Below are 22,414 nucleotides of genomic sequence, written 5' to 3' on the forward strand. Positions count from 1 at the left end.
GCCCCCTGCGACGCAAAGCGCCAATCTCCGCCGAGACCGGTTCGGGGGTCAGATTTCCAGGGCCGCCCCATGGCGCAAAACCGCCTGCGCCGCAGCGGTGAAACTGTCGCCGTCGCGCATGTGCCGCTCGCCTTCATGCAGGACAAACGGAGCCAGAAGCCGGAGCGCGCCGCGCCCGCCCTTCCGGGCCCTGAGAATGACGCGCGTCGCATCGCGGCCCGCGCGAGGGGCCACCGGAAGGATCGCGATGCTTCCCGCGCCCTTCAACGCCAGCACGTCCGCCAGCCGGTCGGCGGACTGGATCATCGTCAGCCAACCGCCGGGGTGCAGCCGTCTGAGCGCGGCCTGAAGCCAAAGCGCCAGCGGCGTCTTCTCGCGCAGGGCGCGTTCGCGGCCCGCGTCGCGCGCGGGCGTGCCCCCGCTTGCCGGGTAATAGGGCGGATTGGCAATGACGTGATCGAAGCTTTGGGCGCGCAGACCGGCGGGTATATGCGCCAGATCGCCATCGACCACCGTCAGGCCGAGGCCGCTTTCGGCCGCGTTGCGCCGTGCGAGGTCGGCATAGCCTGCCTGAAGCTCCAGCCCCGTGACCCTCACCCCCGGCACCCGTGCGGCCAGGCAGAGGGAGGCGACGCCGGCCCCGCAACCCAGCTCCAGCACCGTCTCACCGGGCCGGGCGGGGCAAGCGGCGGCCAGAAGCACCGGGTCCATCGCCGCGCGGTAGCCTTCGCGCGGCTGCCAGATCCGCAGACGCCCGCCAAGAAAGCCATCGCAGCTCAGGTCCGTGTCGGCGAACATCAGCCCTCGGGCCCGATGCCGTGGTCGCGCAGGATCGCGCTGGCCATGAAGTGATCCTTCTCGCGCACCATCAGGCGCCGGGGCAGCATTCCGATCGACCCTTCGAGCACGCTCATGTGGACGTCGAGTTGAAACACCGCTATATCCTCCGCCTCAAGAAGGGCGGTTGCGAGGGCGATCACGGTTGGGTCGTTGGTTCGAACAAGCTCCTTCATGATCCGAGACTTAAGGACAAGCCCCGGCCTTTGTCGAGGGTGGACAGGACCGGGATGAGTTTGGACGAAGCCGCGATGAAACCGCACGACCGCCTCAGCGCACATCTTGCGGGCGACATGGAGAGCGTGAACGCGCTGATCCGGGAACGGATGGCGTCGGAACACGCCCCCCGCATCCCGGAGGTGACCGCGCATCTGGTCGAGGCCGGGGGGAAGCGGCTGCGGCCGCTCCTGACGCTCGCTGCGGCGCGGCTTTGCGGCTACGGCGGCCCCTATCACGTCCATCTGGCCGCGACGGTGGAGTTCATCCATACCGCGACGCTGCTTCACGACGATGTCGTCGATGAAAGCAAGCAGCGGCGCGGGCGGCCGACCGCGAACCTGCTTTGGGACAACAAGTCCTCGGTTCTTGTGGGGGATTACCTGTTCTCGCGCTCGTTCCAGTTGATGGTGGAAACAGGATCGCTGCGGGTGCTCGATATCCTCGCCAATGCCTCCGCGACGATCGCCGAGGGCGAGGTGCTGCAACTGACGGCGGCGCAGGACCTGGCGACGGACGAAGGGGTTTACCTCAAGGTCGTGCGGGGCAAGACGGCGGCGCTGTTTTCGGCCGCGACCGAGGTCGGCGGCGTGATCGCCGAGGCGCCGGAAGATCAGGTGCGCGCACTTTACACCTATGGCGACGCGTTGGGGATCGCCTTCCAGATCGTCGACGACCTGCTCGATTACGGCGGCGCGACGGAGACGATCGGCAAGAACGTCGGCGATGACTTCCGTGAACGCAAGCTGACGCTGCCCGTGATCAAGGCGGTCGCTCAGGCCTCGGAAGAGGAGCGGGCCTTCTGGCGGCGAGTCATCGAGAAGGGCGACCAGCGCGAGGGCGACCTGGAACAGGCGATGGCGCTGATGGCGCGGCATGGGGCGATGGAGGCCGCGCGCGCCGATGCGCTCGGCTGGGCGGCCCGCGCGAAGGCGGCGCTTGCGGCGTTGCCGGATCATCCGCTGCGGGCGATGCTGTCGGACCTCGCGGATTTCGTCGTCGCGCGCGTCAGCTGAGGATCGGCGCCGCCGCGACCCACCAGCCGGGATGCGCCTGCTCGATCGCGGCCGCGGCGGCCGTGGCGGTCAACCCCTCCGCGAAAAGTCCAAAACAGGTGGCGCCCGAGCCCGACATCCGCGCCAGCAGGCAGCCCGGCCGTGCTTCAAGCGCAGCCAAAACCGCGCCGATGGACGGGATCAGCTTGCGCGCCGCGGGTTCCAGGTCGTTGCGGCAGGTTGACAGGTAGCCCGCCAGATCCGCCGCCGTTTTCAGCGCGGGCATAGGCGGCAGGCCTGGATTGTCGCGGCGTTCCAGCGCGCGGAACACGTCCGGCGTCGAAACCGAGACACCGGGGTTCACCAGCACCAGATGGGCCGGTGGCAGGGCCGGCACAGCGTCCAGGACCTCTCCGATCCCGCGCATCCGAAGAGGCTTGCCGATGAGGCAGGCCGGCACATCCGCCCCCAGCACGGCCGTCGTAGCCGGATCCGGCAGGGTGCCGCCGCGCAGTCGGCAGATCGCACGCAGCGTGGCGGCGGCATCCGCCGAGCCGCCACCGATGCCGGAGGCGACCGGCAGGCGCTTTGTCAGGGTGATCGCGCTATTCTCCTCGCCCAGGAACCGCGCGGCGCGCAGGACCAGATTGTCGTCGCTGGCGGCAAGGCCGTTTCCCATCGGGCCGTCGATGGTCAGGCCCGGTTCAGCGTCGAACGCCACACGGACACTGTCCCCCACGCCTGCGAAGACGACGAGGCTGTCGAGCAGGTGATAGCCATCCGCGCGCCGTCCGGTCACATGCAGCGCAAGGTTGATCTTTGCCGGCGCGAATTCCTCAGTCGCCATTCTTGCTGATGGCCAGCGGCTCCGCGCCCTCTTCGGAGAGGACCACATCCAGCCCGACTTCCAGCTTGCGGCGGATGCGGGTGGCCTCTTCCTCGGTCTCGGGCTCGAAGGACAGGGCGCGCTTCCACTGGAATTCCGCCTCGCGCTTGCGGCCGACGGCCCAGTAGACGTCGCCCAGGTGGTCGTTGACGATGCTGTCGACCGGCATCAGCCCGACGGCCTTTTCCATGTGGACCACCGCGTCGCCATAGCGCCCCATCCGGTAGAGCGCCCAGCCCAGGCTGTCGACGATGTAGCCGTCCTCGGGCTTGGCGGCGACGGCCTTCTCGATCATTGCCAGCGCCTCGTCTAGGTTCGTCTTCATCTCGAGGAAGGAATAGCCCATGTAGTTCAGCACCTGAGGCTGATCGGGGCTAAGCTCCAGCGCCTTGCGGAAATCGGCCTCCGCCGCCGTCCAGTCCTTTTCGCGCTCCAGGCAGATACCGCGGGTGTAGTAGACGACCCATTGGCCGGGCTGTTCGGCGCCCAGAGCCCCGATCGCCTTGTCGTAGGCGGAGACGGCCTCACCGAAGCGCTCTTGCCGCCGCAGGATGTCGCCGAGCGTGGACCAGACCACGGGCACATCGGGCATGGCCTTCGCCAGTTGCTCCAGCGCCTCGATGGCGGCGTCGATGCGGTCGGCGGCGACAAGCGCGTCCACCCGGCCAAGCTCCGCCGTCATGTAGGACGGATCGTCATGGCCGATCAGGTTGTAGGCTTCGGTCGCCAGGTCGTATTGCTTCTGCCGTTCCAGGATGCCAGCGCTCATGAGGATCGCGTCGGCGTAGCCGGGCTTCATGAACTGGGCGAGCCGCGTGAAGGTGAGCGCGTCCAGCGCCCCGGTTTCGGCGTTGAGCACCCCCGCGACCGTGGCGAAGACCTCGGCGATCCCGTCGGCGGGGCCGGTGATCATGTCGAAGGGAACGCTGTCGCCCGCCGCCAGGCGCGCGCGAAGCGCCGAAAGCTCGGGGTCGAGCGCGCTGCCCGCGACCTGGTCGAGAAGCTCGATCGCGGCCGCGTTGCGCTCCAGCTGGCTGAGAATTTCCGCGTGCGCGATGATGCCCCGGCGCGTGGCGCGGATCGGCCCGGCCGCGTCGCCAGAAAAAATCTCGTCCGCGCCTTCGAAATCGCCGACCGAGGCCAGCGCGATCGCCTTGTGGTAAAGGCCGAAGGTCTTCAGCCCGGATTGATCGGCCACCTTGTCGAAAACGGTCAGCGCCTCGGACATCTGGCCCGCGCCGACCAGAGCCCAGGCGCGGAACAGGTCGTCCACGAGCGGCCCGGCCGTATGTCCGGCGTCCAGATCGGCAATCGCGGCGGCGTAGTCCCCCTGCCGGGCCAGATCGGTCAGGATCGCGAGTGTAAGGATCTGGCTGTCCAGACCCTGCTCGCGCTGCTTGCGGGCAATCGGCATGGCCTGGGCGGGCTGCCCTCGGGCGATCTGCGCCAGGATCGCGGTTTCGGCGATCGCCTCATTCGCCGGGTCCTGCTGAAGCGCGCTCGTCAGATAGGTGGCCGCTTGCGCGTAATCGAAGACCGAGAACGCCTGGCGGCCCGCCAGATAGGGCCCGGCCAGCCCGTCGGCGGAAGCGCAGACGGGGGCTTGCAACGCGCATGCGAGGGCAAGGGCGATCGGAAGACGGGCGGTCAAGGTCGGGCTCCTCCGCAGGGCATGTCGAGGCAGACTAGTGCGCCCGGCCCCCCAAAGCAATGCGGGGCCGCCCCAAGGGCAGCCCCGCAGGTCAGAAGCCGCCGGAGCGGTCACATGTTGGGATAGTTCGGCCCGTCGCCACCCTGCGGCGTGGTCCAGTTGATGTTCTGGCTCGGGTCCTTGATGTCGCAGGTCTTGCAGTGGACGCAGTTCTGGAAGTTGATCTGGAACCGCGGACCGTCCTCGCCCTCCAGCACCTCGTAGACGCCGGCCGGGCAGTAGCGCTGGGCCGGTTCGTCATACTTGGGCAGGTTGACCCTGATGGGGGTGCTTTCGTCCTTCAGCCGCAGGTGGCAGGGCTGGCTTTCCTCGTGATTCGTCGCGGCGAAGGCGACGTTGGTCAGCCGGTCGAAGGACAGAACGCCATCGGGTTTGGGGTAGTCGATCTTCGGAAATTTCGACGCCTCGCCGGTCGCGGCGGCGTCGGTCTTGCCGTGCTTGAGCGTGCCGAAGAGCGACAGCCCGAACAGGTGGTTCGTCCACATGTCGAAGCCCCCGAAGGCGAGCGAGGCGATCATGCCCCAGCGCGACCACATCGGCTTGACGTTGCGCACGCGCTTGAGGTCCTTGGCGATCGGGCCGGAGCGCAGGTTGGCCTCATAGGCCGCCAGCTCGTCGCCGCCGCGCCCCTCGCCGATGGCGGCGTGCGCTGCTTCGGCCGCGTGGATGCCGGAAAGCATGGCGTTGTGGTTGCCCTTGATCCGCGGCACGTTCACGAGCCCGGCCGAGCAACCGAGGATCGCCACGCCCGGCGCCACGACCTTCGGGATCGACTGCCAGCCGCCTTCGCTGATCGCGCGCGCGCCGTAGGCCACGCGCTTGCCGCCCTTCAGAAGCTCGGCCACCATCGGGTGATGCTTGAAGCGCTGGAACTCCATGTAGGGGTAAAGGTGCGGGTTCTGGTAGTTCAGGTGCACCACGAAGCCCACATAGACCTGGTTGTTTTCCAGGTGATAGATGAAGGACCCGCCGCCCGCGTTCTTGCCCAGCGGCCAGCCCATCGTGTGGGTCACCGTGCCCTCGCGGTGCTTCGCGGGGTCAATCTCCCAGATTTCCTTCATGCCAATGCCGAACTTCTGCGGGCAGTGGCCCTTGGACAGCTCGTATTTCGCGATCACTTCCTTGGCCAGCGACCCGCGCACCCCTTCGGAGAGGAACACGTATTTCCCGTGCAGTTCCATCCCCGGTTCGTACTGCGGCCCCGGCGTGCCGTCGGCCTGAAGGCCCATCTCGCCCGCGACCACGCCCTTGACCTCGCCGTTCTCGCCATAGACGAGTTCTGAACAGGCCATGCCCGGGAAGATCTCGACGCCAAGCCCCTCGGCCTGCTCGGCCAGCCAGCGGCAGACATTGCCCATCGAGACGATGTACTTGCCGTGGTTGTCCATGAAGGGCGGCATCGGCCAGTTCGGGATGCGCATGTGGCCCGCTTCGCCGAGGACGTAGAAGTTGTCCTTCTTCACCTCGGTCTTGATCGGTGCGCCCATGGCCTTCCAGTCGGGAAGCAGCGCGTCGAGGCCAGAGGTGTCCAGCACCGCGCCCGACAGGATATGCGCGCCAACCTCGGAGCCCTTTTCCAGCACGACGACGTTCAGGTCTGCGTCAAGCTGCTTCAGGCGGATCGCGGCAGACAGGCCCGCAGGCCCGGCGCCCACGATCACCACGTCATATTCCATCGCTTCGCGCGTCACGTCGGTCATTCCCATTTCCCCTCGGCTGGCAGACGGGTCCAAAAGTCCCGGCGTTCCTAGCTTACCGGATGGGCCGAAGCAATCATGACGCGACATGATATTGCCCAATCGCGCCCATATCGAAACTTTCTTTCGGCATGGGCATGCCGCCGCCCCTTGCGGCGGCCTCCCGCTTGACTTTACGGTCGCAACGCGGATTTACACGGGCCTGAACGGGCAGCACCCCGAAACGAACGACGGGCAGTATGGAAAAGATACCGATGACCCGCGCGGGACATGCCGCGCTTGACGAAGAACTCAAGGCTCTCAAGTCGGTGGAGCGTCCGGCGGTGATCCGGGCGATCGCCGAGGCGCGCGAACACGGCGACCTTTCGGAAAACGCGGAATACCATGCCGCGCGCGAACGCCAGAGCTTCGTCGAAGGCCGCATCAAGGAGCTTGAGGCGATCCTGTCGCTGGCCGAGGTCATCGATCCCACCCGCCTTTCCGGTACGGTGAAGTTCGGCGCGACCGTGACGCTGGTCGACGAGGACACCGACGAGGAGCGCACCTACCAGATCGTGGGCGAGCCCGAGGCCGACATTGAGCGCGGGCTCTTGAACATCAAGTCGCCGCTCGCGCGCGCCCTGATCGGCAAGGACGAGGGCGACAGCGTCGAGGTGCGCACCCCCGGCGGCGAGAAAAGCTACGAAGTCGTGGCCGTCCGCTACATCTGAAGACGATCCGAGGGGCCGCGATGCCGGACCAGAAGCCGGAGCAGAAGGGCGACGCCGGGGCAGGACCCGGGTCGTATCGCCGGGCCCTGTCGGGTCAGGGCGTAGCTGCGTCCGACATCATCGCCTTCGTGCTGAGCCTCCTGTGGCTGGCGGTCTTCGGCTGGCTGTTCGCGCGCGCTGGCGGCGGCGGGGGGGCTGCGCAGACGGCGATGGTCCTCGTTGCGGTCGTGCTGCCGGTCGCGCTGATCTGGCTGGCGGCGCTCGCCTTCCGCACGACCCGCATGCTGCGCGAGGAAGCGCGGCGCCTGCATGAGGCGCTGGAGGCGATGCGCGAGGCGCATGCCCATCAGGCGCAGGCCGCCCACACCAATCCGATCGTCGAAAAGCGCCTGGACGAGATCGCCGAGGCCGCGCGCAACGCCGAGCAGGCAATGGCGAAGTTCGTCTCCATCCGCGAGGCCGCGGTGGCCAGCCCCGCCGCCGCCCCGACGGCCCCGGCCAGCCCGGCCGAGGTGGCGACCGGGGTGGGCCTGGCCGAGCAGCCGGGCCTTGCACTCGGCACGCCGCCGGAGGCCGCCGCCGCACCGGTTTCGACCGCCGATATGATCAAGGCGCTCAACTTCCCCGACGGGCCGGAGGATACCGAAGGGTTCCGCGCGCTGCGCCGCGCGCTGGGCGATCACCAAGTGTCGCGGATCGTCCGCGCGGCCCAGGATGTCCTGACCCTGCTCAGCCAGGACGGCATCTACATGGACGACCTGAAGCCGGATCGCGCCCGGCCCGAGCTGTGGCGGCGTTTCGCGCAAGGCGAGCGCGGCCGGACGATGGCCGGGCTTGGCGGTGTCCGCGACCGGTCGAGCCTGGCGCTTAGCGCCAGCCGGATGCGCAAGGACACGATCTTCCGCGATGCGGCGCATCACTTCATGCGGCAGTTCGACAAGACCCTGGCGGAGTTCGAGAAAACGGCAAGCGATGCCGACCTGGTGGCGCTGGCTGAGACCCGGACCGCGCGCGCCTTCATGCTGCTGGGGCGCGTCGCGGGCGTCTTCGACTGAGCCGGGGCGTCATTCGCCCGCGGTGGATTCCTTCTGTATCAGCAGAATCCCGTGATTGTTGTCCGGGTCGCCGTCATGGTGGGTCTTCTCGGTCACGCCGGGAAGCTTGGCGAAGTTCTTCATGATCTTGTTGGGGAAGAAGCTGCGCGGGATCGCCTCGAACCCCGGCAGGTCGCGCAGGATGTCGCTGACGGAATTGCCGCAGAAGGCCTTGTTGACTGCGCCATAGGCCTCGGCCTTGCGGACCGCAAGCTCGGCCACCTCTGCGCTGACCGGCACGCGCTGCTCAATGACGTCATAGGTTTCGCGCGCGTGGTAGTCGATGTAGAACGCCTTCATCCGCGGCGTGATGCCGTAGAAGAGGTCGTTGCGCTCGGGGACCAGCGAATGGTGCCAGGTTCCGGCGGGATCGAACAGCACGCGCTGGCTGCCGTTGATCATCAGGCCGGAATGCTCGCCCTCGCCGCCCTTCTTGCGCACCACGGTGAAAAGCGTGATCGAGGGCTCCTCGGGCGAAACGTAGCGCGCGCGCGCCACGGCTTCATCGGGCGCCCAGACGGGCTCAGCGCCACAGGCCGCCAGAAAGACGGGCAAGATCAGGGCGATGATCTGGCGGCGCATCGTGCGTTCGGTCAGCGATCAGGCGTTGGCGAGCGCCATGAAGATCAGGATACCGATCGCGATGCCCGCCACCCAGGTGGAGAACTGGATGAAACCCGCAAAGGTCTTTTCGTGGCTCTTGATGTCCATGCTGCCGTGCTTGTGTTCGGCCATGTGCGTAGTCCTCCTGACGTTTCGGTCCGAATAGCCGATTCAATCGGCACTGTCACGCCCGCCCCCCGCGAATTTCACGGAGCTGTCACTTTCGATGCAGATCAGCCGCCAGGCGGAAGCCGATGCGGCGCGGCTCCTCGACCTCGGGGGCCTTGGGAAGGGCGCGCAGCATGACGTTCAACTGGCTGACATGCTGGATCAGCTGGGTGCGCGCCTCGTCCTCGTCACGGCCATAGAAGGTCACGATGTCGGGGGCGAAGAAGCCGATGCCCTCGATCCGCATCACCCCCGCCTCGCCGCCGGTAAAGCCCATGGCGACCTCGTGTTCGTCGTCCAGCTGCTCCTCGAAGTTCTGGATATAGAGGATCAGACGCTCATAGGCCCATTCGGCGGGACTCTTTTCCTCGATCGACTCCTCGGTGAGACCTTCGGGAAGCGGTTCAAGCTCGGCCGTGCGGGGGGCGTCGGGCGCAGTGTGGACCACGCGCGCGCAGGGCAGGGCGGAGGCCTCGTGCGCCTCGGCGGCAGTCTGGATCTCTCCGCTCAGCCGGTCAGTCTCCATCGCCATACCCCCTCTTCGTCCATATGCCGCGCGACGCGGCCAGCCTTCAGAAGATGGTTCAGATGGGCGACGGCTTCAACCAGGGCGAGGCCGTATTCCCCCTCGCCGATGTCGCGCTTGAACAGGGGGGCAAAGCATTCGGCGGCGGTGCGCGGGCTTGCCAGATGCGCCTCAAGCCGCGACAGCGCGCCCAGGTGATTGTCGATCATCTGGGTGAGGCGCAGCGGCAAACCAGTGAAGGGCAGCTTGTGGCCGGGCAGGACCAGCTGGTCGGGACGGGCGAACGGCGCAAAGTGTTTGGCGCTGGCGATCCACTCGGCCACGGGGTCGGCGCCGGGCTCGGTCGCGTAGACCCCGAGATTGGCGGAGATCGAGGGCAGAAGCTGATCGCCGCCCAGCACCAGATTGTCCGACAGGCTCCAGAAGGTCGCGTGCTCCGGGGCGTGGCCGTCGCCGGTGCGGACCATCCAGTCGCGCCCGCCCATCGTGATCCGGTCGCCATCGCGCAGCCGGGTGTAGCCCAGCGGCAGCGGCGCTACGACATCGCAGAAATTGAACGGCCGCTCCGCCGCGCGCCGGGCCAGAAGGTCGGGAGCCATGCCGGCGGCCTTCCAGAAGGCCAGCGTCTCGGCGGCCGGAAGGGGGTGTTCGTCGAGCGTCAGCATCCGCGCGAAGAGCCACGATGTCCGCGTCGTGACAAGTTCGGCCCCCCGCGACTGGAACCAACCGGCAAGGCCGATGTGATCGGGGTGATAGTGGGTCACGATCACGCGGCGCACGGGCCGGCCGGCCAGCGGGCCGGCGATCAGGCGTTCCCACAGCCCGCGCGCCCGGCGGGTGTCGAGCCCGGTGTCGATGACCGTCCAGCCGTCGCCTTCATCGAGCGCGTAGATATTGACGTGATCGAGCGCCATCGGCAGCGGCAGGCGAAGCCAGAGGATGCCGGGCGCGACCTCCTGCGCCGTCCCCTCGGCCGGGGGTATGTCGAACGGGTAGCGGATGCCCTCGCTGGCTTTGGGGGCGGGGCTCATTCGCCGACCAGGTCCCCGTCCGCCAGGGCGTAAAGCGCACCGGCCCCTTCGCGCGCCTCGGCCAGAAGGGCGGTGTGCTGTGGCAGGATGCGGCGGATGAAGACCTCGGCCAGGGCGCGGCGGGCGCCGCCCACGAGCGCGGCCTTGAGGTGATAATGCGCCCCCAGGACGAGTGCGAAGGCGCGCAGGTAGGGGACCGCGCCCGCGAAGCGGTCGCGCGGTTCCTGGGCCAGCATCCACTCGGTCGCTTCGCGGAGCGTTTCGGCGGCGGACCAGACGGCCTCCGTCAGGTCGGGGCAGGTGGCGCGCGTGGCCTCGGCGGCGGTCTCGACCTCCTCCAGGACCCGGAAGGCGGCGTCGCCGCCATCGGCCAGCTTGCGGCCGACGAGGTCCATGGCCTGGATGCCGTTCGTGCCCTCGTAGATCGCGGTGATCCGCACGTCGCGGTAGTATTGCGCGGCGCCGGTTTCCTCGATGAAGCCCATGCCGCCGTGGATCTGCACGCCGGTTTCGGCAACCCGGATGCCCGTATCGGTGCCATAGGCCTTGGCGATGGGGGTCAGGAAGGCGGCGCGATCGGCCCATTCCTTCGCCCCCGTGGCCCGCGCCATGTCGAGCGCGACGGCGCAGGCAAGCCCGATGGCGCGTGCCGCAAAGGTCTCGGCCCGCATGGTGGCAAGCATCCGCCGCACGTCGGGGTGGCCGAGGATCTGGCCCATCTGCGCGCGGTCGCGGGCATATTCGGCGGCCTTCTGGCAGGCGGCCTCCGCCAGGCCGATGCCCTGCATGCCGACGCCGAGCCGGGCGTTGTTCATCATGGTGAACATCGCCGCCATGCCCTTGTGGGGCTCACCCACCATCCAGCCCGTCGCCCCCTCGAAGGCCATGACGCAGGTGGGCGAGCCGTGGATGCCGAGCTTGTGTTCGAGGCTGACCACGCGCAGCGTATTGGCCGCGCCAGGGTTGCCGTCCGCGTCGAGCAGAAGCTTCGGCACCATGAACAGGCTAATGCCGCGCGTACCGGCGGGCGCATCGGGCAGCCGCGCCAGGACCAGGTGGCAGACATTGCCGACGAAATCGCAATCGCCCCAGGTGATGAAGATCTTCTGCCCGGTGATCGCATAGGTGCCGTCGCCCCGCGGCTCCGCCTTGGTGCGCACCGCCCCCACGTCCGAGCCCGCCTGCGGCTCGGTCAGGTTCATGGTCCCCGACCATTCCCCCGAAATCAGCTTGGGCAGGTAGAGGTCACGGATCGCATCGCTTGCGTGATGTTCCAGCGCCTCGATCTGGCCTTGCGTCAGAAGCGGGCAAAGCTGGAGCGAGATGCAAGCGCCCGACATCATTTCCTGCACGGCCATGTTCAGTGTCTGCGGCAGGCCCATGCCGCCATATTCGACCGGGGCCGCGGTCCCGATCCACCCGCCCTCGGCGATCTTCGCATAGGCCTCCGCATAACCTGGCGTACTGCGCACGACGCCGTTTTCCAGGCGTGCCGGGGTCAGGTCGCCGGGACGGTTCAAGGGGGCCACGACCTCGTCGCAGAGCCGCGCGGCCTCGCCCAGCATGGCGTCGATCAGGTCCGGGGTCGCCTCGGCGAAACGCTCGGTGGCCGCGACCGGGGCGATCGGCACGATCTTGTCCAGGATGAAGCGGATTTCGTCCGCAGGCGCGCGATAGGGCATAAGATCCTCCGGCGCGGCTTGGCAAGGCGTGCCACCGCGCGTATGTGTTTCGGGCTTGAGACATGGTGACGTGAGGTCAGGTTGGGGGCAACCTGAACGCTGCGTCACGGCACAAGGCGGAGTGTCCGGTGACGCAAGTTCTGACCCCCGATGCCCAGGGCCTGACGGCGGCGGCCGACCTCTTGCGGGGGGGCGCTCTCGTGGCCTTCCCGACCGAGACGGTTTATGGCCTGGGTGGCAACGCCCGGTCCGACCACGCGGTCGCGCGGATCTTCGAGGCGAAGGGCCGCCCGCGTTTCAACCCGCTGATCGTCCATGTCCCCGACGTGGAGGCGGCGCGGCGCTTCGCGGTCTTCGACGATCGGGCGGAGCGGGTGGCATCGGCCTTCTGGCCCGGCCCCCTGACGCTGGTGCTGCCGCTTCGGCCCGAGGCGGGGCTGTCGCCGCTGGTCACGGCAGGGCTCGACAGCGTGGCGGTCCGGGTCCCGGCGCATCCGGTGGCGCGTGCACTTCTGACGGCCTTCGGCGGGCCGGTCGCCGCACCCTCGGCCAACCCGTCTGGCCGGGTCAGCCCGACCCGCGCGCAGCATGTGATCGACGGGCTGGCGGGGCGTATCGCGGCGGTCGTGGACGGCGGCGCCTGCGCGGTCGGGGTCGAATCAACGATCCTTGGGCTGGTGGACGGCGCGGCGCTTCTGCGCCCAGGCGGCATCCCGGCGGAGGCGCTGGAGGCCTGCCTCGGCCATCCGCTTGCCGCCGGCGGCGATGCGGCGCGGCCCAGTGCGCCCGGCCAGCTTCTGTCCCATTACGCGCCGGCCTCGGCCGTGCGGCTGGGGGTGACCGCGCCCGAGCCGGGGGAATTCTGGCTGGGTTTCGGACCCGAGGCGAGGGCGGCCGACATCAACCTTTCCGAGTCCGGAGACCTGGTCGAGGCGGCGGCGAACCTGTTCCACGACCTCCGCCGGGCGGACGCGGCGGCGGGTGGGCGGCGCATTGCCGTCTCGCCCATCCCCGAAACGGGGCTGGGCCGCGCGATCAACGACCGCCTGCGCCGGGCGGCGGCGCCCCGGCCATGAGGGGCGAAACCGATCTGGCGCGGATGCTGGCCGGGATGGAGCCGACGCTGCGCCCCGAGGAATTCGGCTACGGGCTGATCCCCGGCCGGGGGGGGATGCCCCCGGGCCTTACCCCCTTCGCGACCGTGCGGGAGGCCGAGGGGCTGACCGTCATCGCCCCGGTTCGCGCCCTGCGCCGCCATGGTATCGCGCATCGCGCGGGCTTTGCCTGTATCTCTCTGAGCGTGCATTCGGACCTGGAGGCCGTGGGCCTGACGGCCGCCTTCGCGCGGGCGCTGGCCGATGCGGGGCTTGGGGCGAATGTGATCGCGGGGCTCCACCACGACCACATCCTGACCGATTGGGACCGTCGGCAGGACGCGATGGCCTGCCTGACCGCATTGTCGCGGGGCGCCTAGGTTCAGGCCCGTCCCGCCGCCGACGACAGCAGAAGCGGATCGACGCCGAGCGAGCGCAGCGCGACCTCCCACTTGCCCGCGTTGTCCTCGGAAAACAGAAGCTCCGGCGTCGCGTCGCAGGTCAGCCAACCGTTCCGCAGGATCTCGTCCTCCAGCTGGCCGGGTCCCCAGCCGGAATACCCGAAGGCGAGGATCGACTGCCGGGGCCCCGCTCCTTGGGCGAAGGCCTCAAGGATATCGAGCGTCGCGGTCATGCCGAAGCGGTCGTCAACGCTCAGCGTCGCCGCGTCGCTTTGGTAGTCGCCCGAATGCAGAACGAAGCCGCGGCTGTTTTCGACCGGCCCGCCGAAATGTACGCGGATGTCGCGCGACCGGGGCGTTGTCGGAATGTGCAACTGCCGCAGCAGGTCCGCGAAGCGCAGGTCGGTCGCGGGTTTGTTCACGATCAGCCCCATCGCGCCTTCGCCCGAATGGGCGCACATGAAGACGACGCTGCGATCAAATCGTGGATCGCCCATGCCGGGCATCGCGATAAGCATCTTGCCGCTCAGGTTCATGGTGACCTCCTGCCCCAAAGATTGCGCCAGTTGCGCTTTCTGACAAGACACCCGCGACAATCTCGCGCGGCGTTGGCGGAAAGTTGACTTCTCCTTCCCGCACGGGATGCCTAGATTGTCTACGATGAAAAGAGTTGCAGGATATCTGGCGGTCACGACCGCCTGCGTGGCCTTGGCGGGGGCGGTCGCCGCCCAGGCCGTTCCCGAGGATCTTTATGCGGCGGAGCTTCTGCCGGGCTGGCAAACGCCCGAGGGCACGCGCATGGCGGCCCTTCACCTGACCCTCAAGGAGGGGTGGAAGACCTACTGGCGCGCGCCGGGCGAGGCGGGCATTCCCCCGATCTTTGACTGGTCGGGCTCGCGGAATGTCGCCTCCGTCACCTATCACTGGCCGGCGCCCGAGGTCTTTGAACTGAGCGGCTACACGACCTTCGGCTTCCACGGCGAGCTGGTCCTGCCGATCGAGATCCGGCCCCAGGACCCCGGCCAGCCGATCCTTGCATCGGCCGATGTCGAGCTTGGCATCTGTGAGGAGATCTGCGTGCCCGTCGCCTTCCGCATCGCCGGAGAGTTGTCGAAGGGCGGGCCGGACAAGCGCATCGCCCGTGCCCTCGATGCGGGGCCCGTGCCCGCCAAGACCGCGGGGCTGACCGGCTTTCAATGCGCGGTGGAGCCGATCCGGGACGGGCTGCGGCTTACCGCAACGCTCACCATGCCGCCGCTTGGCGGCGAGGAGATCGCGGTGCTGGAGGCGGGCGCGGGCGACATCTGGGTCTCCCCGGCGGAGACCCGGCGCGAGGGCGGCAGGCTGGTTTCCGTCGCCGACCTGATCCCGCCCAACGCGCGGCCCTTCGCGCTCGACCGGTCATCGGTGGTGGTCACGGTGCTGTCACCCGGCCGCGCGGTGCAACAGATCGGCTGCACCGGTTAGGACTTGCCGCGCCCCCGCGCCGCAAGTGCCGTCGCGAGGCCTGCGGCCAGAACCAGCGCGGCAAGGGCGATGCCGAGGGCGAGCGGCCCGGGGTTGGCGCCAGTGATCGCGACCAGCGCCACGACCGCCGCACCCGCAGCGGCCGCAAGCGCGGCCAGCAGGAGCCGCAGCCGACCGGAGCGTTGTCCCGCCCGCAGCGCGCGCCTGAACGCCCGGACCTGGCCTGCGATATCGGCCTGAATGGCCAGGAACACGGGCACCACGACCAGCACCAGCACCATCCCGAACCCGAGCCCGTAGCAGAGCGTGATCACCGTGGGCTTGAGGAACTGCGCCTGCTTCGATGTCTCGTAGAGCAGGGGCGCGAGCCCCGCGACAGTCGTTGCAGTGGTCAGGAAGACCGCGCGCAGGCGGCCTGCGACGGCCTCCACGATGGCGGGGCCAAGGGCGCGGGTACGCGCGCCCTCATCCACCGCGACGACAAGCACGATGGCGTCGTTGACGATGATCCCGGCCATGCCGATCATCCCCACCACCGAGAACATCGAAAGCGGAACGTCCCAGGTCCAGTGCCCGTGCAGCGCGCCGATCAGGCCGAAGGGAATGACCGCCATGACCACGATCGGACGCCACCAGCTTGCGAAGATCCAGGCCAGAACGGCGTAGATCCCCGCCAGCGCCGCGGCCAGGCCCAGAAGCGCGTCGGACAGAAACCGCCCCTCGTCCTCGCTCAGCCCGGTCAGCTTGAAGCCGATGTCGTATTCCTGGGCCAGTTCGGGCAGCAGGCTGTCGCGGACCTCGTCAAGGAATGCGGCGGCCTGTGCGGGGTTGTCATCAGCGAGATCGCCGGTGACGGAGACCACCGCGCGCCCGTCCTCGCGCCGGATCGAGGAAAAGCCGCCCTTGACCGACACGGTGACGATATCGGCGAGCGGCACATAGGCCCCGCCCGGCGCCCTGAGGAGCGTATGGTCGAGGAAATCCGCCCTCAGATCCGCCTTCGGCATCTCCACCCGGATGGCGGCGGAACGCGCGCCCGAGGGGAAGGTCGCCGCCTCGATCCCCGACAGCCGCGCGCGCAGTTCGCGCCCCACGTCCTCTGTCCGGAACCCCAGCGCCTGGCCTTGCGGCGTCAGGTCCAGCACCAGTTCATCCTTGTCATGCGGCAGGCTGTCTTCGAGCGCTGATACCTCGGGGTACCGCGCAAGCCGTGCCTTCAGTGCCTCGGCGGCGGTCTTTAGCACCTCCGCCGAGGCGCCCGAAAGCTCCACCGTCAGCGCGTCCGCGGCCGGGCCAAAGCGGGCGCCTCGGAAGGACAGCTCTTCCAGCAACGGGTGAGCCGGGGCGGCCTCTTGCAGGTCGGCGAGGAACTGGAAGCTTGACCAGGGGCGCAGGTCGGCGTCGATCAGCTCGATCGAGATGCCCCCAAGAAGGTCGGGGTCGCGGGTTTCGTTGGCGCCGAAATAGCGGCCGGAACTGGCGCCCACCTCGGCCAGGACATGGCGCACCGGGTAGGCCCCGTATTTCGCCTCGTAATCGCGGGCGACCTTTTCGGTGGCCTCCTCCAGCGCGTAGGCGAAGGCCAGCGTGTCATCCCGCCGCGCGTCCGGCAGCATCGAGAAGTTGCCCGAGACCGCCCCCCGTTCCGGCGAGTTGAAGAAGCGCCACGGGATGTCGCCGCGCAGGAACAGCCCCACCTCGAAGGCCAGCAGCGCGATCGCGCCCGCGAGGACCGCGTAGCGCATCGCCAGGGCGGCGCGGATCAGGGGGCGGACCGCCCGGTCGCGCAGCCAGCCGAAACCGCGGTTCACCTGCCGGCTGGGCCAGTCGTACCAGCGCCCCTCGCCGACATGCGCAAGGGCGTTGGCCATGTGGTTGGGCAGGATCAGGAACGCCTCAAGCAACGAGGCGGCAAGGACGGCAGTCACGGTCAGCGGGATGTCCCCGATCAGGCGCCCGAAGGTGCCGCTGATCGCCGTGAGTCCGAGGAAGGCGATGACCGTGGTGATGGTGGAGGAAAAGACCGGCGCCGCCATGCGGGTGACGGCGGTTTCGGCCGCGACCAAGGGCGGCTCGCCCAGACGGCGCGCGCGGTAATCGGCATGTTCGCCCACGACGATGGCGTCATCGACCACGATGCCGAGCGTGAGGATCAGCGCAAAGAGCGAGATCATGTTGAGCGTGAGGCCCGCGGCATACATGAAGGCCACCGCCGCCAGCATCGCGGCGGGGATGCCCGCCGCCACCCAGAACGCGGTGCGCGCATGGAGGAACAGGAACAGGAAGACGAGCACGAGGCCCAATCCCATCGCTCCGTTGCCGACCAGGATCGAAAGGCGCGCGGAAATGTCGGCTGACCGGGTGCGGACCAGATCGACCGTCACCCCCTGGGGCAAGGTCGGGCGCAGCGCCTCGGCGACGGTCTCGACGGCGGCCTGGATGCCGATCGCATCGCCCGCCGCGGAGCGATCGACCCTGATGACGACGGCGGGATTGGTTCCGGCGAAATAGGCGCGGGACCGGTCGGCGGGCTGTTCCACGATGCGGGCGACATCGCCAAGGCGAAGCGTGGTCCCGTCCGCCGCCCCCCGCAGCACGATCGCGGCCAGCGCGTCGGGCGCCCGGCGCTCGGTTCCGGTGCGCAGCCGGGTGTTGGCGCCCTCGATCTCGCCCGCGGGCCGGGTGGCGGCTTCGGCGGCGATGGTGCGGGCGATCTCCTCCAGCGTCAGGTCGTGGCGCAGAAGCGATGCCATCGGCACCTCGACCGTGATCTCCGGATCGGCAAGGCCCTGGACCGTCGCCCGCGTGATCCCGGCAGCGAAAAGCTGGGCCACGAATTCATCGGCGAAGCGGCCCAGCTGCTCGACCGCGACCGGGCCGGAGATGACGACATCGGTCACCCGGTCGCGCCAGGAACCGCGCCGGACCTCAGGTGTTTCCGCCTCTTCCGGCAGTGTGGTGATGGCGGCGACGGCAGCCTCCACATCCGAAAGCCCGCGCGCGATGTCCCAGCCCGGCTCGAAGGCCAGCTCGATGCTGGCGCGCCCCTCGCTGGCGACGGAGCTGGCGTGTTCCACCCCCTCAACCGCGCGCAGCGCGGGTTCCATCAGTTCGACGATGCCCCGGTCCGCGTCCGCCGCCCCCGCGCCGGGCCAGGCGACGGTGACATCGACCTCCGGCACCACGACATCGGGGAAATACTGCGTCCGCATCTTCGGGATGGCGGCCAGCCCCGCCATCATCACGCAGACCAGAACCAGGTTTGCCGCCGTCGCGTGGCGGGTGAAGTAGGACAGGATGCCGCCCGCCAGCCCCTCGCCGCGCCGGGCCATCCTAGCCCCCGTTCCGCGCTTCGATCCGCTGCACGGTCGCGGCCGGGACGAGGTCCTGCCCCAGTTCGGCAAGGACACGGGCCTTGGCCGCCGCGGGCATGCGCTCGTTCGCCTCGACCAGCGCCACGAGGGCGGCGCGGCGTTCGGGCGCCAGAGGGATCAGGCTGGCCTCTTCCGGGGCGCCTTCGCGAACCGGGCGGATGCGGATGCCCGGGCCCAGAAGCGGCGAGCGGCCGGCCACGATCTCGCGCCCGGCGAGGTTTCCGGGCGCCACGATCACCGCGTCGCCCTGCCGGCGCAGGACGGTGACCCGCCCGGTTTCAAGCCGGTCCTCGGCGCCCACCAGCAGCACCGAGCCGTCGGGGCCAAGCGCGGCGGCGGGGATCATCGCCACGGCCTGAAGCGCTGGTTCCGTGATCGTGAGGGCGACGAAATCGCCGGGGCGCAGCCCTTCGGCCCGTTCCAGCGCGGCAAAGACGAGCCGGCCGCTTTCGCCCACTGCCACGGACGCCGCGGCGCGGTCGAGCCGGCCCCGGGCCTCCGCCTGGCCAGAGGTCGCCTGGACCGGAAGCGCCCGCAGCGCGCCGTCCTCGTCCAGAAGCCGCGAAAACTCCGCCGAGGAGATGCGGAAGGACACTTCCAGCGCGCTTGGGTCGATAAGGTCGCCCAGCTTTTCGTTGCGGCTGACCAGGCCGCCCCGGACCGCACCCACGCCCGAGAGCACCCCGGCAAATTCGCCGCTCAGAACGGTATCGGCCACGCGGCGTTCGGCCTCGGCCAGCGTGATCTCCGCCCGGGCGACGGAAGATGCCGCGCGGTCGAGCCGCGCCTCCGCTTCCGCCAGCGCCTGGCGGCGGGTCAGCACCCCCTGCGCGGCCGAGGAGGCAGCCAGCGCCGCCGCTTCGCGATCGGCCGCCGTGCCAAGGCCGCGGGTGGCAAGATCTTCGAGCCGCGTTAACGCCTGGTTGCGCAGATCCGCCTGAACCTCGGCGGCAGCGAGGTCGTCGCGGGCCAACACCAGCGCCCGCTCCGCCTCCCCCCGCTCCAGCCGGGCGGAGGCGAGGTCGGCTTCGGCAAGATCGCGCGCGGCCTCCGCGTCGCGGGGATCGAGGCGCAGAAGGACATCGCCCGCCGCGACCGCGCCGCCCTCAAGGAAATTCGGGTGAATGTCGACGATCGTTCCCTCGGCGGCGGCCCGCAGTTCCAGCGTGCGGCGGCTGCGGATCGTGCCATAGGCCGTCAGGAAGGGCGCGATCGTCTGCGGCTCAAGCCGGAGCACATTCGCGGCAAAGACGCGTTCCCGCGCGCCCTCGGCGGGGCCGGGGGCCGCCTGCCGCGCCTCCATCGCGTCGCGCAGCCAAAGGCCTGCCATCGCCAGCAGCGCGACGGCGGCGGCAAGATGCACCAGTCCCAGAAGGCTGCGAAGCACGAAGCGCATGGGCTCTCTCTTGTCCGGACCGTAAAAGCCTAGCGCCGCGCCCCCCCGGCTCCAAGCGCAAAGCGATCAGCGCACGCGGGCGTTACTTGCGGCGCAGGTGCTCGTCGAGCCTCGGCATGATCTCGACGAAGTTGCAGGGGCGGTGGCGGTAATCCAACTGCCATTTCAGGATCTCGTCCCAGGCGTCCTTGCAGGCGCCGGGGCTGCCGGGCAGAGCGAAGAGGTAGGTGCCCATCGCCACCCCGCCCGTCGCCCGGCTTTGCACGGCGGAGGTGCCGATCTTCTGCATGGAGGCGATGGTGAAGACGGTGGCGAAGGCCTCGATCTCCTTCTCGTAGACATCGCGGTGGGCCTCGACCGTCACGTCGCGCCCCGTCAGCCCGGTGCCGCCGGTGGAGATGATCACGTCGATGCCCGGATCGGCGCACCAGGCGCGCAGCTTGTCCGCGATCTCGGCCCGTTCGTCGCGCACGATGTGGCGGGCCGCAAGCACATGCCCAGCCTCCGCGATGCGCGCGACCAGCGTGTCGCCCGACCGGTCTTCAGAGAGGCCGCGGGTGTCCGAAACCGTCAGCACGGCGATCCTGACCGGGATGAAGTCCTTGGTTTCGTCGATGCGGCTCATGTCGGGTCCTTCAGCCTTGCCTTGATCTCCAGGAGGTCCGCCCAGGCCTCGCGCTTGGCGGCCGGGTTGCGCAGCAGGTAGGCTGGATGGGTCATCGGAAGCGCGGGCCTGCCGAGGGCCTCGGCCCAGTGCCCCCGAAGCCTGAGGATGCCGCGCTTGCCCAGGGCCGCCGCGCAGGGCGTGTTGCCCATCAGGACGACCAGGTCCGGGTTTGCCAGCGCCACATGGCGCTCAAGGAAGGGCAGCATCATCGCGATCTCGGTCGCCTCCGGCTCGCGGTTCTGCGGCGGGCGCCAGGGCATGACGTTGGTGATATAAAGCGCCTCGTCCCGGTGATGGGCCGTGCGCGCCAGCCCGATCGCGGCGAACATCCGGTCCAGAAGCTGGCCCGCGCGGCCGACGAAGGGCCTTCCCTCGATGTCCTCGTCCCGGCCCGGCGCCTCTCCGATGATCATGACGCGGGCTTCGGGGTTGCCGTCGGCGAAGACGAAGTTGCGCGCGCCCTTCTTCAGCTCGCAAAGCTCATAGGCGGCCTGGATCGCCGCCAGTTCCTCAAGCGTGCTGGCGCGCGCGGCCGCCGCGGCCGCGACGGCGACCGGATCGGCGCCCCGAGGTGCGGCGGATGCGTCGGGCACCGCAGACGCGGGTGCCGCGCGGGGCGTGGGCGGGGGTGCCTCGGCCTCATAGCGATCCACGGGCAGGTCGCCGACGGGCTCGTCGGCGCCAAGCTCCACCTGCCACTCATAAAGCGCGCGGGCGGTCGCAAAATCCATCTGGGCAAGGCTCGTTTCCATGCGCGTCAAGCTAGGCGTCCGCCCTTCCGACCACAAGGCACGTATTCGCCGTTGCCCCAATCGCGTCCATTTGCCATAAGCCCCTGAAACGGATCGGAGGCCCTGATGACATTCCGCGCGCGGCATCTTCTGGGGATCGAGCACTTGGCCCCGGAAGAGATTCGGTCCGTCCTCGACCTGGCGGAAACCTATGTCGATCTGAACCGGCGCACGGTGAAGCATTCCGACGCGCTGGCCGGCATGACGCAGATCAACATGTTCTTCGAGGCATCGACACGCACGCAAGCCTCGTTCGAGCTTGCGGGCAAGCGGTTGGGCGCGGACGTGATGAACATGTCGGTCGCGCATTCGTCGGTGAAGAAGGGCGAAACGCTGATCGACACGGCGCTGACCTTGAACGCGATGCACCCCGATCTGCTGGTGGTGCGGCATCCGGCCTCGGGCGCGGTGGACCTGCTGGCGCAGAAGGTGAAATGCGCGGTCCTGAACGCGGGCGACGGGCGGCACGAACACCCGACCCAGGCGCTTCTGGACGCGCTGACGATCCGCCGCGCCAAGGGCCGCATCCAGCGCCTGACGGTCGCCATCTGTGGCGACATCGCCCATAGCCGCGTCGCGCGATCGAACCTGATTCTGCTTGGCAAGATGGAAAACCGCGTGCGGCTCATCGGCCCGCCGACGCTGATGCCCTCGGGCGTGGGCGAGCTGGGCTGCGAGGTCTACGAGGACATGCGCGAAGGGCTGAAGGATGCCGACGTGGTGATGATGCTGCGCCTTCAGAAGGAACGGATGGACGGCGGCTTCATCCCCTCCGAACGCGAATACTACCACCGCTACGGGCTCGACGCGGAAAAGCTCGCCCACGCGAAAGAGGACGCCATCGTCATGCACCCCGGCCCCATGAACCGGGGCGTGGAGATCGACGGCGAACTGGCCGACGACATCAACCGATCGGTCATCCAGGACCAGGTGGAGATGGGCGTGGCCGTCCGCATGGCCTGCATGGACCTCTTGGCGCGCAACCTCAGGGCCGAGCGCGGGCGCCAGGCCGTGGGGGTGATGGTGTGATGGACGGGGCGGCCGGCGGAAACAGGCAGACGGGATGAC

22 protein-coding genes are annotated in these 22,414 nt (G+C 69.0%); 7 read left to right on the forward strand and 15 right to left on the reverse strand.

Translation table 11 applies throughout. The annotated features are described in order from the left end of the window. Window positions 1–48 precede the first annotated feature (48 nt). Both OE647_RS03975 and OE647_RS03980 read right to left on the reverse strand, forming a co-directional pair. Window positions 49–798, reverse strand: coding sequence for a tRNA1(Val) (adenine(37)-N6)-methyltransferase (locus OE647_RS03975; protein ID WP_263720368.1), 750 nt, complete (start codon window positions 796–798; stop codon window positions 49–51). Then, window positions 798–1,013 (reverse strand): putative signal transducing protein, encoded by a 216-nt coding sequence (locus tag OE647_RS03980; RefSeq protein ID WP_263720369.1) that lies wholly within the window; start codon window positions 1,011–1,013, stop codon window positions 798–800. The genes OE647_RS03975 and OE647_RS03980 overlap by 1 nt, the downstream gene beginning before the upstream one ends. A gap of 54 nt (window positions 1,014–1,067) precedes the next feature. Between OE647_RS03980 and OE647_RS03985 the strand changes: the two genes are divergently transcribed. Next, window positions 1,068–2,069, forward strand: coding sequence for a polyprenyl synthetase family protein (locus OE647_RS03985; RefSeq protein WP_263720370.1), 1,002 nt, complete (start codon window positions 1,068–1,070; stop codon window positions 2,067–2,069). On the opposite strand, the gene OE647_RS03990 is transcribed toward OE647_RS03985, so the two are convergent. The 3 genes from OE647_RS03990 to OE647_RS04000 form a co-directional block, all read right to left on the reverse strand. Next, window positions 2,062–2,895: a 4-(cytidine 5'-diphospho)-2-C-methyl-D-erythritol kinase gene (locus OE647_RS03990; RefSeq protein WP_263720371.1), complete on the reverse strand. Its 834-nt coding sequence runs from the start codon at window positions 2,893–2,895 to the stop codon at window positions 2,062–2,064. The genes OE647_RS03985 and OE647_RS03990 overlap by 8 nt on opposite strands. Further along, the gene (locus OE647_RS03995; RefSeq protein ID WP_263720372.1) at window positions 2,885–4,585 is read right to left on the reverse strand and encodes a tetratricopeptide repeat protein; all 1,701 of its coding nucleotides are present in this window, start codon (window positions 4,583–4,585) and stop codon (window positions 2,885–2,887) included. Before OE647_RS03995 ends, OE647_RS03990 begins: the two co-directional genes overlap by 11 nt. A 110-nt stretch (window positions 4,586–4,695) precedes the next feature. Beyond that, window positions 4,696–6,345: an electron transfer flavoprotein-ubiquinone oxidoreductase gene (locus tag OE647_RS04000; protein WP_263720373.1), complete on the reverse strand. Its 1,650-nt coding sequence runs from the start codon at window positions 6,343–6,345 to the stop codon at window positions 4,696–4,698. Window positions 6,346–6,581: 236 nt separating this feature from the next. Between OE647_RS04000 and greA the strand changes: the two genes are divergently transcribed. After that, a complete protein-coding gene (gene greA, locus OE647_RS04005; RefSeq protein ID WP_263720374.1) occupies window positions 6,582–7,052 on the forward strand; it encodes a transcription elongation factor GreA in 471 nt (156 codons plus the stop codon). A gap of 20 nt (window positions 7,053–7,072) precedes the next feature. Next, entirely contained in the window at window positions 7,073–8,107 is a 1,035-nt protein-coding gene (locus OE647_RS04010; RefSeq protein ID WP_263720375.1) for a hypothetical protein, read from the forward strand. A gap of 9 nt (window positions 8,108–8,116) precedes the next feature. On the opposite strand, the gene OE647_RS04015 is transcribed toward OE647_RS04010, so the two are convergent. From OE647_RS04015 to OE647_RS04035, 5 genes are all read right to left on the reverse strand, one after another. Then, window positions 8,117–8,728 carry a hypothetical protein gene (locus OE647_RS04015; protein WP_263720376.1) on the reverse strand — a complete coding sequence of 204 codons (612 nt, stop codon included), beginning with the start codon at window positions 8,726–8,728 and terminating at the stop codon, window positions 8,117–8,119. 18 nt (window positions 8,729–8,746) lie between these two features. Next, window positions 8,747–8,881, reverse strand: a complete 135-nt coding sequence (locus tag OE647_RS04020) for an aa3-type cytochrome c oxidase subunit IV (RefSeq protein ID WP_263720377.1) — start codon at window positions 8,879–8,881, stop codon at window positions 8,747–8,749. An 85-nt stretch (window positions 8,882–8,966) separates the two neighbouring features. Continuing rightward, window positions 8,967–9,428, reverse strand: a complete 462-nt coding sequence (locus OE647_RS04025; RefSeq protein WP_263720621.1) for a DUF6173 family protein — start codon at window positions 9,426–9,428, stop codon at window positions 8,967–8,969. After that, window positions 9,425–10,474, reverse strand: a complete 1,050-nt coding sequence (locus OE647_RS04030; protein ID WP_263720378.1) for an MBL fold metallo-hydrolase — start codon at window positions 10,472–10,474, stop codon at window positions 9,425–9,427. Before OE647_RS04030 ends, OE647_RS04025 begins: the two co-directional genes overlap by 4 nt. Next, on the reverse strand, window positions 10,471–12,156 hold the full coding sequence (locus OE647_RS04035; RefSeq protein ID WP_263720379.1) for an acyl-CoA dehydrogenase: 1,686 nt from the start codon (window positions 12,154–12,156) through the stop codon (window positions 10,471–10,473). The genes OE647_RS04030 and OE647_RS04035 overlap by 4 nt, the downstream gene beginning before the upstream one ends. Before the next feature lie 128 nt (window positions 12,157–12,284). Here OE647_RS04035 and OE647_RS04040 point away from each other — a divergent pair, with 128 nt between their 5' ends. Next, window positions 12,285–13,232 carry an L-threonylcarbamoyladenylate synthase gene (locus OE647_RS04040; RefSeq protein ID WP_263720380.1) on the forward strand — a complete coding sequence of 316 codons (948 nt, stop codon included), beginning with the start codon at window positions 12,285–12,287 and terminating at the stop codon, window positions 13,230–13,232. Then, on the forward strand, window positions 13,229–13,630 hold the full coding sequence (locus OE647_RS04045; RefSeq protein ID WP_263720381.1) for an ACT domain-containing protein: 402 nt from the start codon (window positions 13,229–13,231) through the stop codon (window positions 13,628–13,630). The genes OE647_RS04040 and OE647_RS04045 overlap by 4 nt, the downstream gene beginning before the upstream one ends. Before the next feature lie 2 nt (window positions 13,631–13,632). Here the strand turns inward: OE647_RS04045 and OE647_RS04050 are convergent, their stop codons facing one another. Beyond that, window positions 13,633–14,187: a YqgE/AlgH family protein gene (locus OE647_RS04050; RefSeq protein WP_263720383.1), complete on the reverse strand. Its 555-nt coding sequence runs from the start codon at window positions 14,185–14,187 to the stop codon at window positions 13,633–13,635. A 124-nt stretch (window positions 14,188–14,311) separates the two neighbouring features. Here OE647_RS04050 and OE647_RS04055 point away from each other — a divergent pair, with 124 nt between their 5' ends. Continuing rightward, window positions 14,312–15,118, forward strand: coding sequence for a protein-disulfide reductase DsbD domain-containing protein (locus OE647_RS04055; protein ID WP_263720384.1), 807 nt, complete (start codon window positions 14,312–14,314; stop codon window positions 15,116–15,118). On the opposite strand, the gene OE647_RS04060 is transcribed toward OE647_RS04055, so the two are convergent. The 4 genes from OE647_RS04060 to OE647_RS04075 all read right to left on the reverse strand — a co-directional run bounded on the left by OE647_RS04060 (window position 15,115) and on the right by OE647_RS04075 (window position 21,307). Further along, window positions 15,115–18,450, reverse strand: coding sequence for an efflux RND transporter permease subunit (locus OE647_RS04060; RefSeq protein ID WP_263720385.1), 3,336 nt, complete (start codon window positions 18,448–18,450; stop codon window positions 15,115–15,117). The genes OE647_RS04055 and OE647_RS04060 overlap by 4 nt on opposite strands. 1 nt (window position 18,451) lies before the next feature. Continuing rightward, window positions 18,452–19,888: an efflux RND transporter periplasmic adaptor subunit gene (locus tag OE647_RS04065; RefSeq protein ID WP_263720386.1), complete on the reverse strand. Its 1,437-nt coding sequence runs from the start codon at window positions 19,886–19,888 to the stop codon at window positions 18,452–18,454. Between the two features lie 82 nt (window positions 19,889–19,970). Further along, window positions 19,971–20,513 carry a molybdenum cofactor biosynthesis protein B gene (gene moaB / locus OE647_RS04070; protein WP_263720387.1) on the reverse strand — a complete coding sequence of 181 codons (543 nt, stop codon included), beginning with the start codon at window positions 20,511–20,513 and terminating at the stop codon, window positions 19,971–19,973. Then, window positions 20,510–21,307, reverse strand: a complete 798-nt coding sequence (locus OE647_RS04075) for a uracil-DNA glycosylase (RefSeq protein ID WP_263720622.1) — start codon at window positions 21,305–21,307, stop codon at window positions 20,510–20,512. Before OE647_RS04075 ends, moaB begins: the two co-directional genes overlap by 4 nt. Before the next feature lie 105 nt (window positions 21,308–21,412). Between OE647_RS04075 and OE647_RS04080 the strand changes: the two genes are divergently transcribed. Then, on the forward strand, window positions 21,413–22,375 hold the full coding sequence (locus OE647_RS04080; protein WP_263720388.1) for an aspartate carbamoyltransferase catalytic subunit: 963 nt from the start codon (window positions 21,413–21,415) through the stop codon (window positions 22,373–22,375). Window positions 22,376–22,414: the final 39 nt, after the last annotated feature.

This window comes from Albidovulum sediminicola, assembly GCF_025751575.1.
GTDB classification, from domain to species: Bacteria; Pseudomonadota; Alphaproteobacteria; order Rhodobacterales; family Rhodobacteraceae; genus Albidovulum; species Albidovulum sediminicola.

Bases quoted from the DNA above. Each gene is read 5' to 3' on its own strand.
- OE647_RS04000 (WP_263720373.1), bottom strand. From the start codon at position 6,345: ATGACCGACGTGACGCGCGAAGCGATGGAATATGACGTGGTGATCGTG.
- OE647_RS04045 (WP_263720381.1), top strand. From the start codon at position 13,229: ATGAGGGGCGAAACCGATCTGGCGCGGATGCTGGCCGGGATGGAGCCG.
- OE647_RS04065 (WP_263720386.1), bottom strand. From the start codon at position 19,888: ATGCGCTTCGTGCTTCGCAGCCTTCTGGGACTGGTGCATCTTGCCGCC.
- OE647_RS03980 (WP_263720369.1), bottom strand. From the start codon at position 1,013: ATGAAGGAGCTTGTTCGAACCAACGACCCAACCGTGATCGCCCTCGCA.
- moaB (WP_263720387.1), bottom strand. From the start codon at position 20,513: ATGAGCCGCATCGACGAAACCAAGGACTTCATCCCGGTCAGGATCGCC.
- OE647_RS04035 (WP_263720379.1), bottom strand. From the start codon at position 12,156: ATGCCCTATCGCGCGCCTGCGGACGAAATCCGCTTCATCCTGGACAAG.
- OE647_RS04060 (WP_263720385.1), bottom strand. From the start codon at position 18,450: ATGGCCCGGCGCGGCGAGGGGCTGGCGGGCGGCATCCTGTCCTACTTC.
- greA (WP_263720374.1), top strand. From the start codon at position 6,582: ATGGAAAAGATACCGATGACCCGCGCGGGACATGCCGCGCTTGACGAA.
- OE647_RS04080 (WP_263720388.1), top strand. From the start codon at position 21,413: ATGACATTCCGCGCGCGGCATCTTCTGGGGATCGAGCACTTGGCCCCG.
- OE647_RS04075 (WP_263720622.1), bottom strand. From the start codon at position 21,307: ATGGAAACGAGCCTTGCCCAGATGGATTTTGCGACCGCCCGCGCGCTT.
- OE647_RS04030 (WP_263720378.1), bottom strand. From the start codon at position 10,474: ATGAGCCCCGCCCCCAAAGCCAGCGAGGGCATCCGCTACCCGTTCGAC.
- OE647_RS03985 (WP_263720370.1), top strand. From the start codon at position 1,068: ATGAGTTTGGACGAAGCCGCGATGAAACCGCACGACCGCCTCAGCGCA.
- OE647_RS04020 (WP_263720377.1), bottom strand. From the start codon at position 8,881: ATGGCCGAACACAAGCACGGCAGCATGGACATCAAGAGCCACGAAAAG.
- OE647_RS04010 (WP_263720375.1), top strand. From the start codon at position 7,073: ATGCCGGACCAGAAGCCGGAGCAGAAGGGCGACGCCGGGGCAGGACCC.
- OE647_RS04015 (WP_263720376.1), bottom strand. From the start codon at position 8,728: ATGCGCCGCCAGATCATCGCCCTGATCTTGCCCGTCTTTCTGGCGGCC.
- OE647_RS04055 (WP_263720384.1), top strand. From the start codon at position 14,312: ATGAAAAGAGTTGCAGGATATCTGGCGGTCACGACCGCCTGCGTGGCC.
- OE647_RS03990 (WP_263720371.1), bottom strand. From the start codon at position 2,895: ATGGCGACTGAGGAATTCGCGCCGGCAAAGATCAACCTTGCGCTGCAT.
- OE647_RS04050 (WP_263720383.1), bottom strand. From the start codon at position 14,187: ATGAACCTGAGCGGCAAGATGCTTATCGCGATGCCCGGCATGGGCGAT.
- OE647_RS03975 (WP_263720368.1), bottom strand. From the start codon at position 798: ATGTTCGCCGACACGGACCTGAGCTGCGATGGCTTTCTTGGCGGGCGT.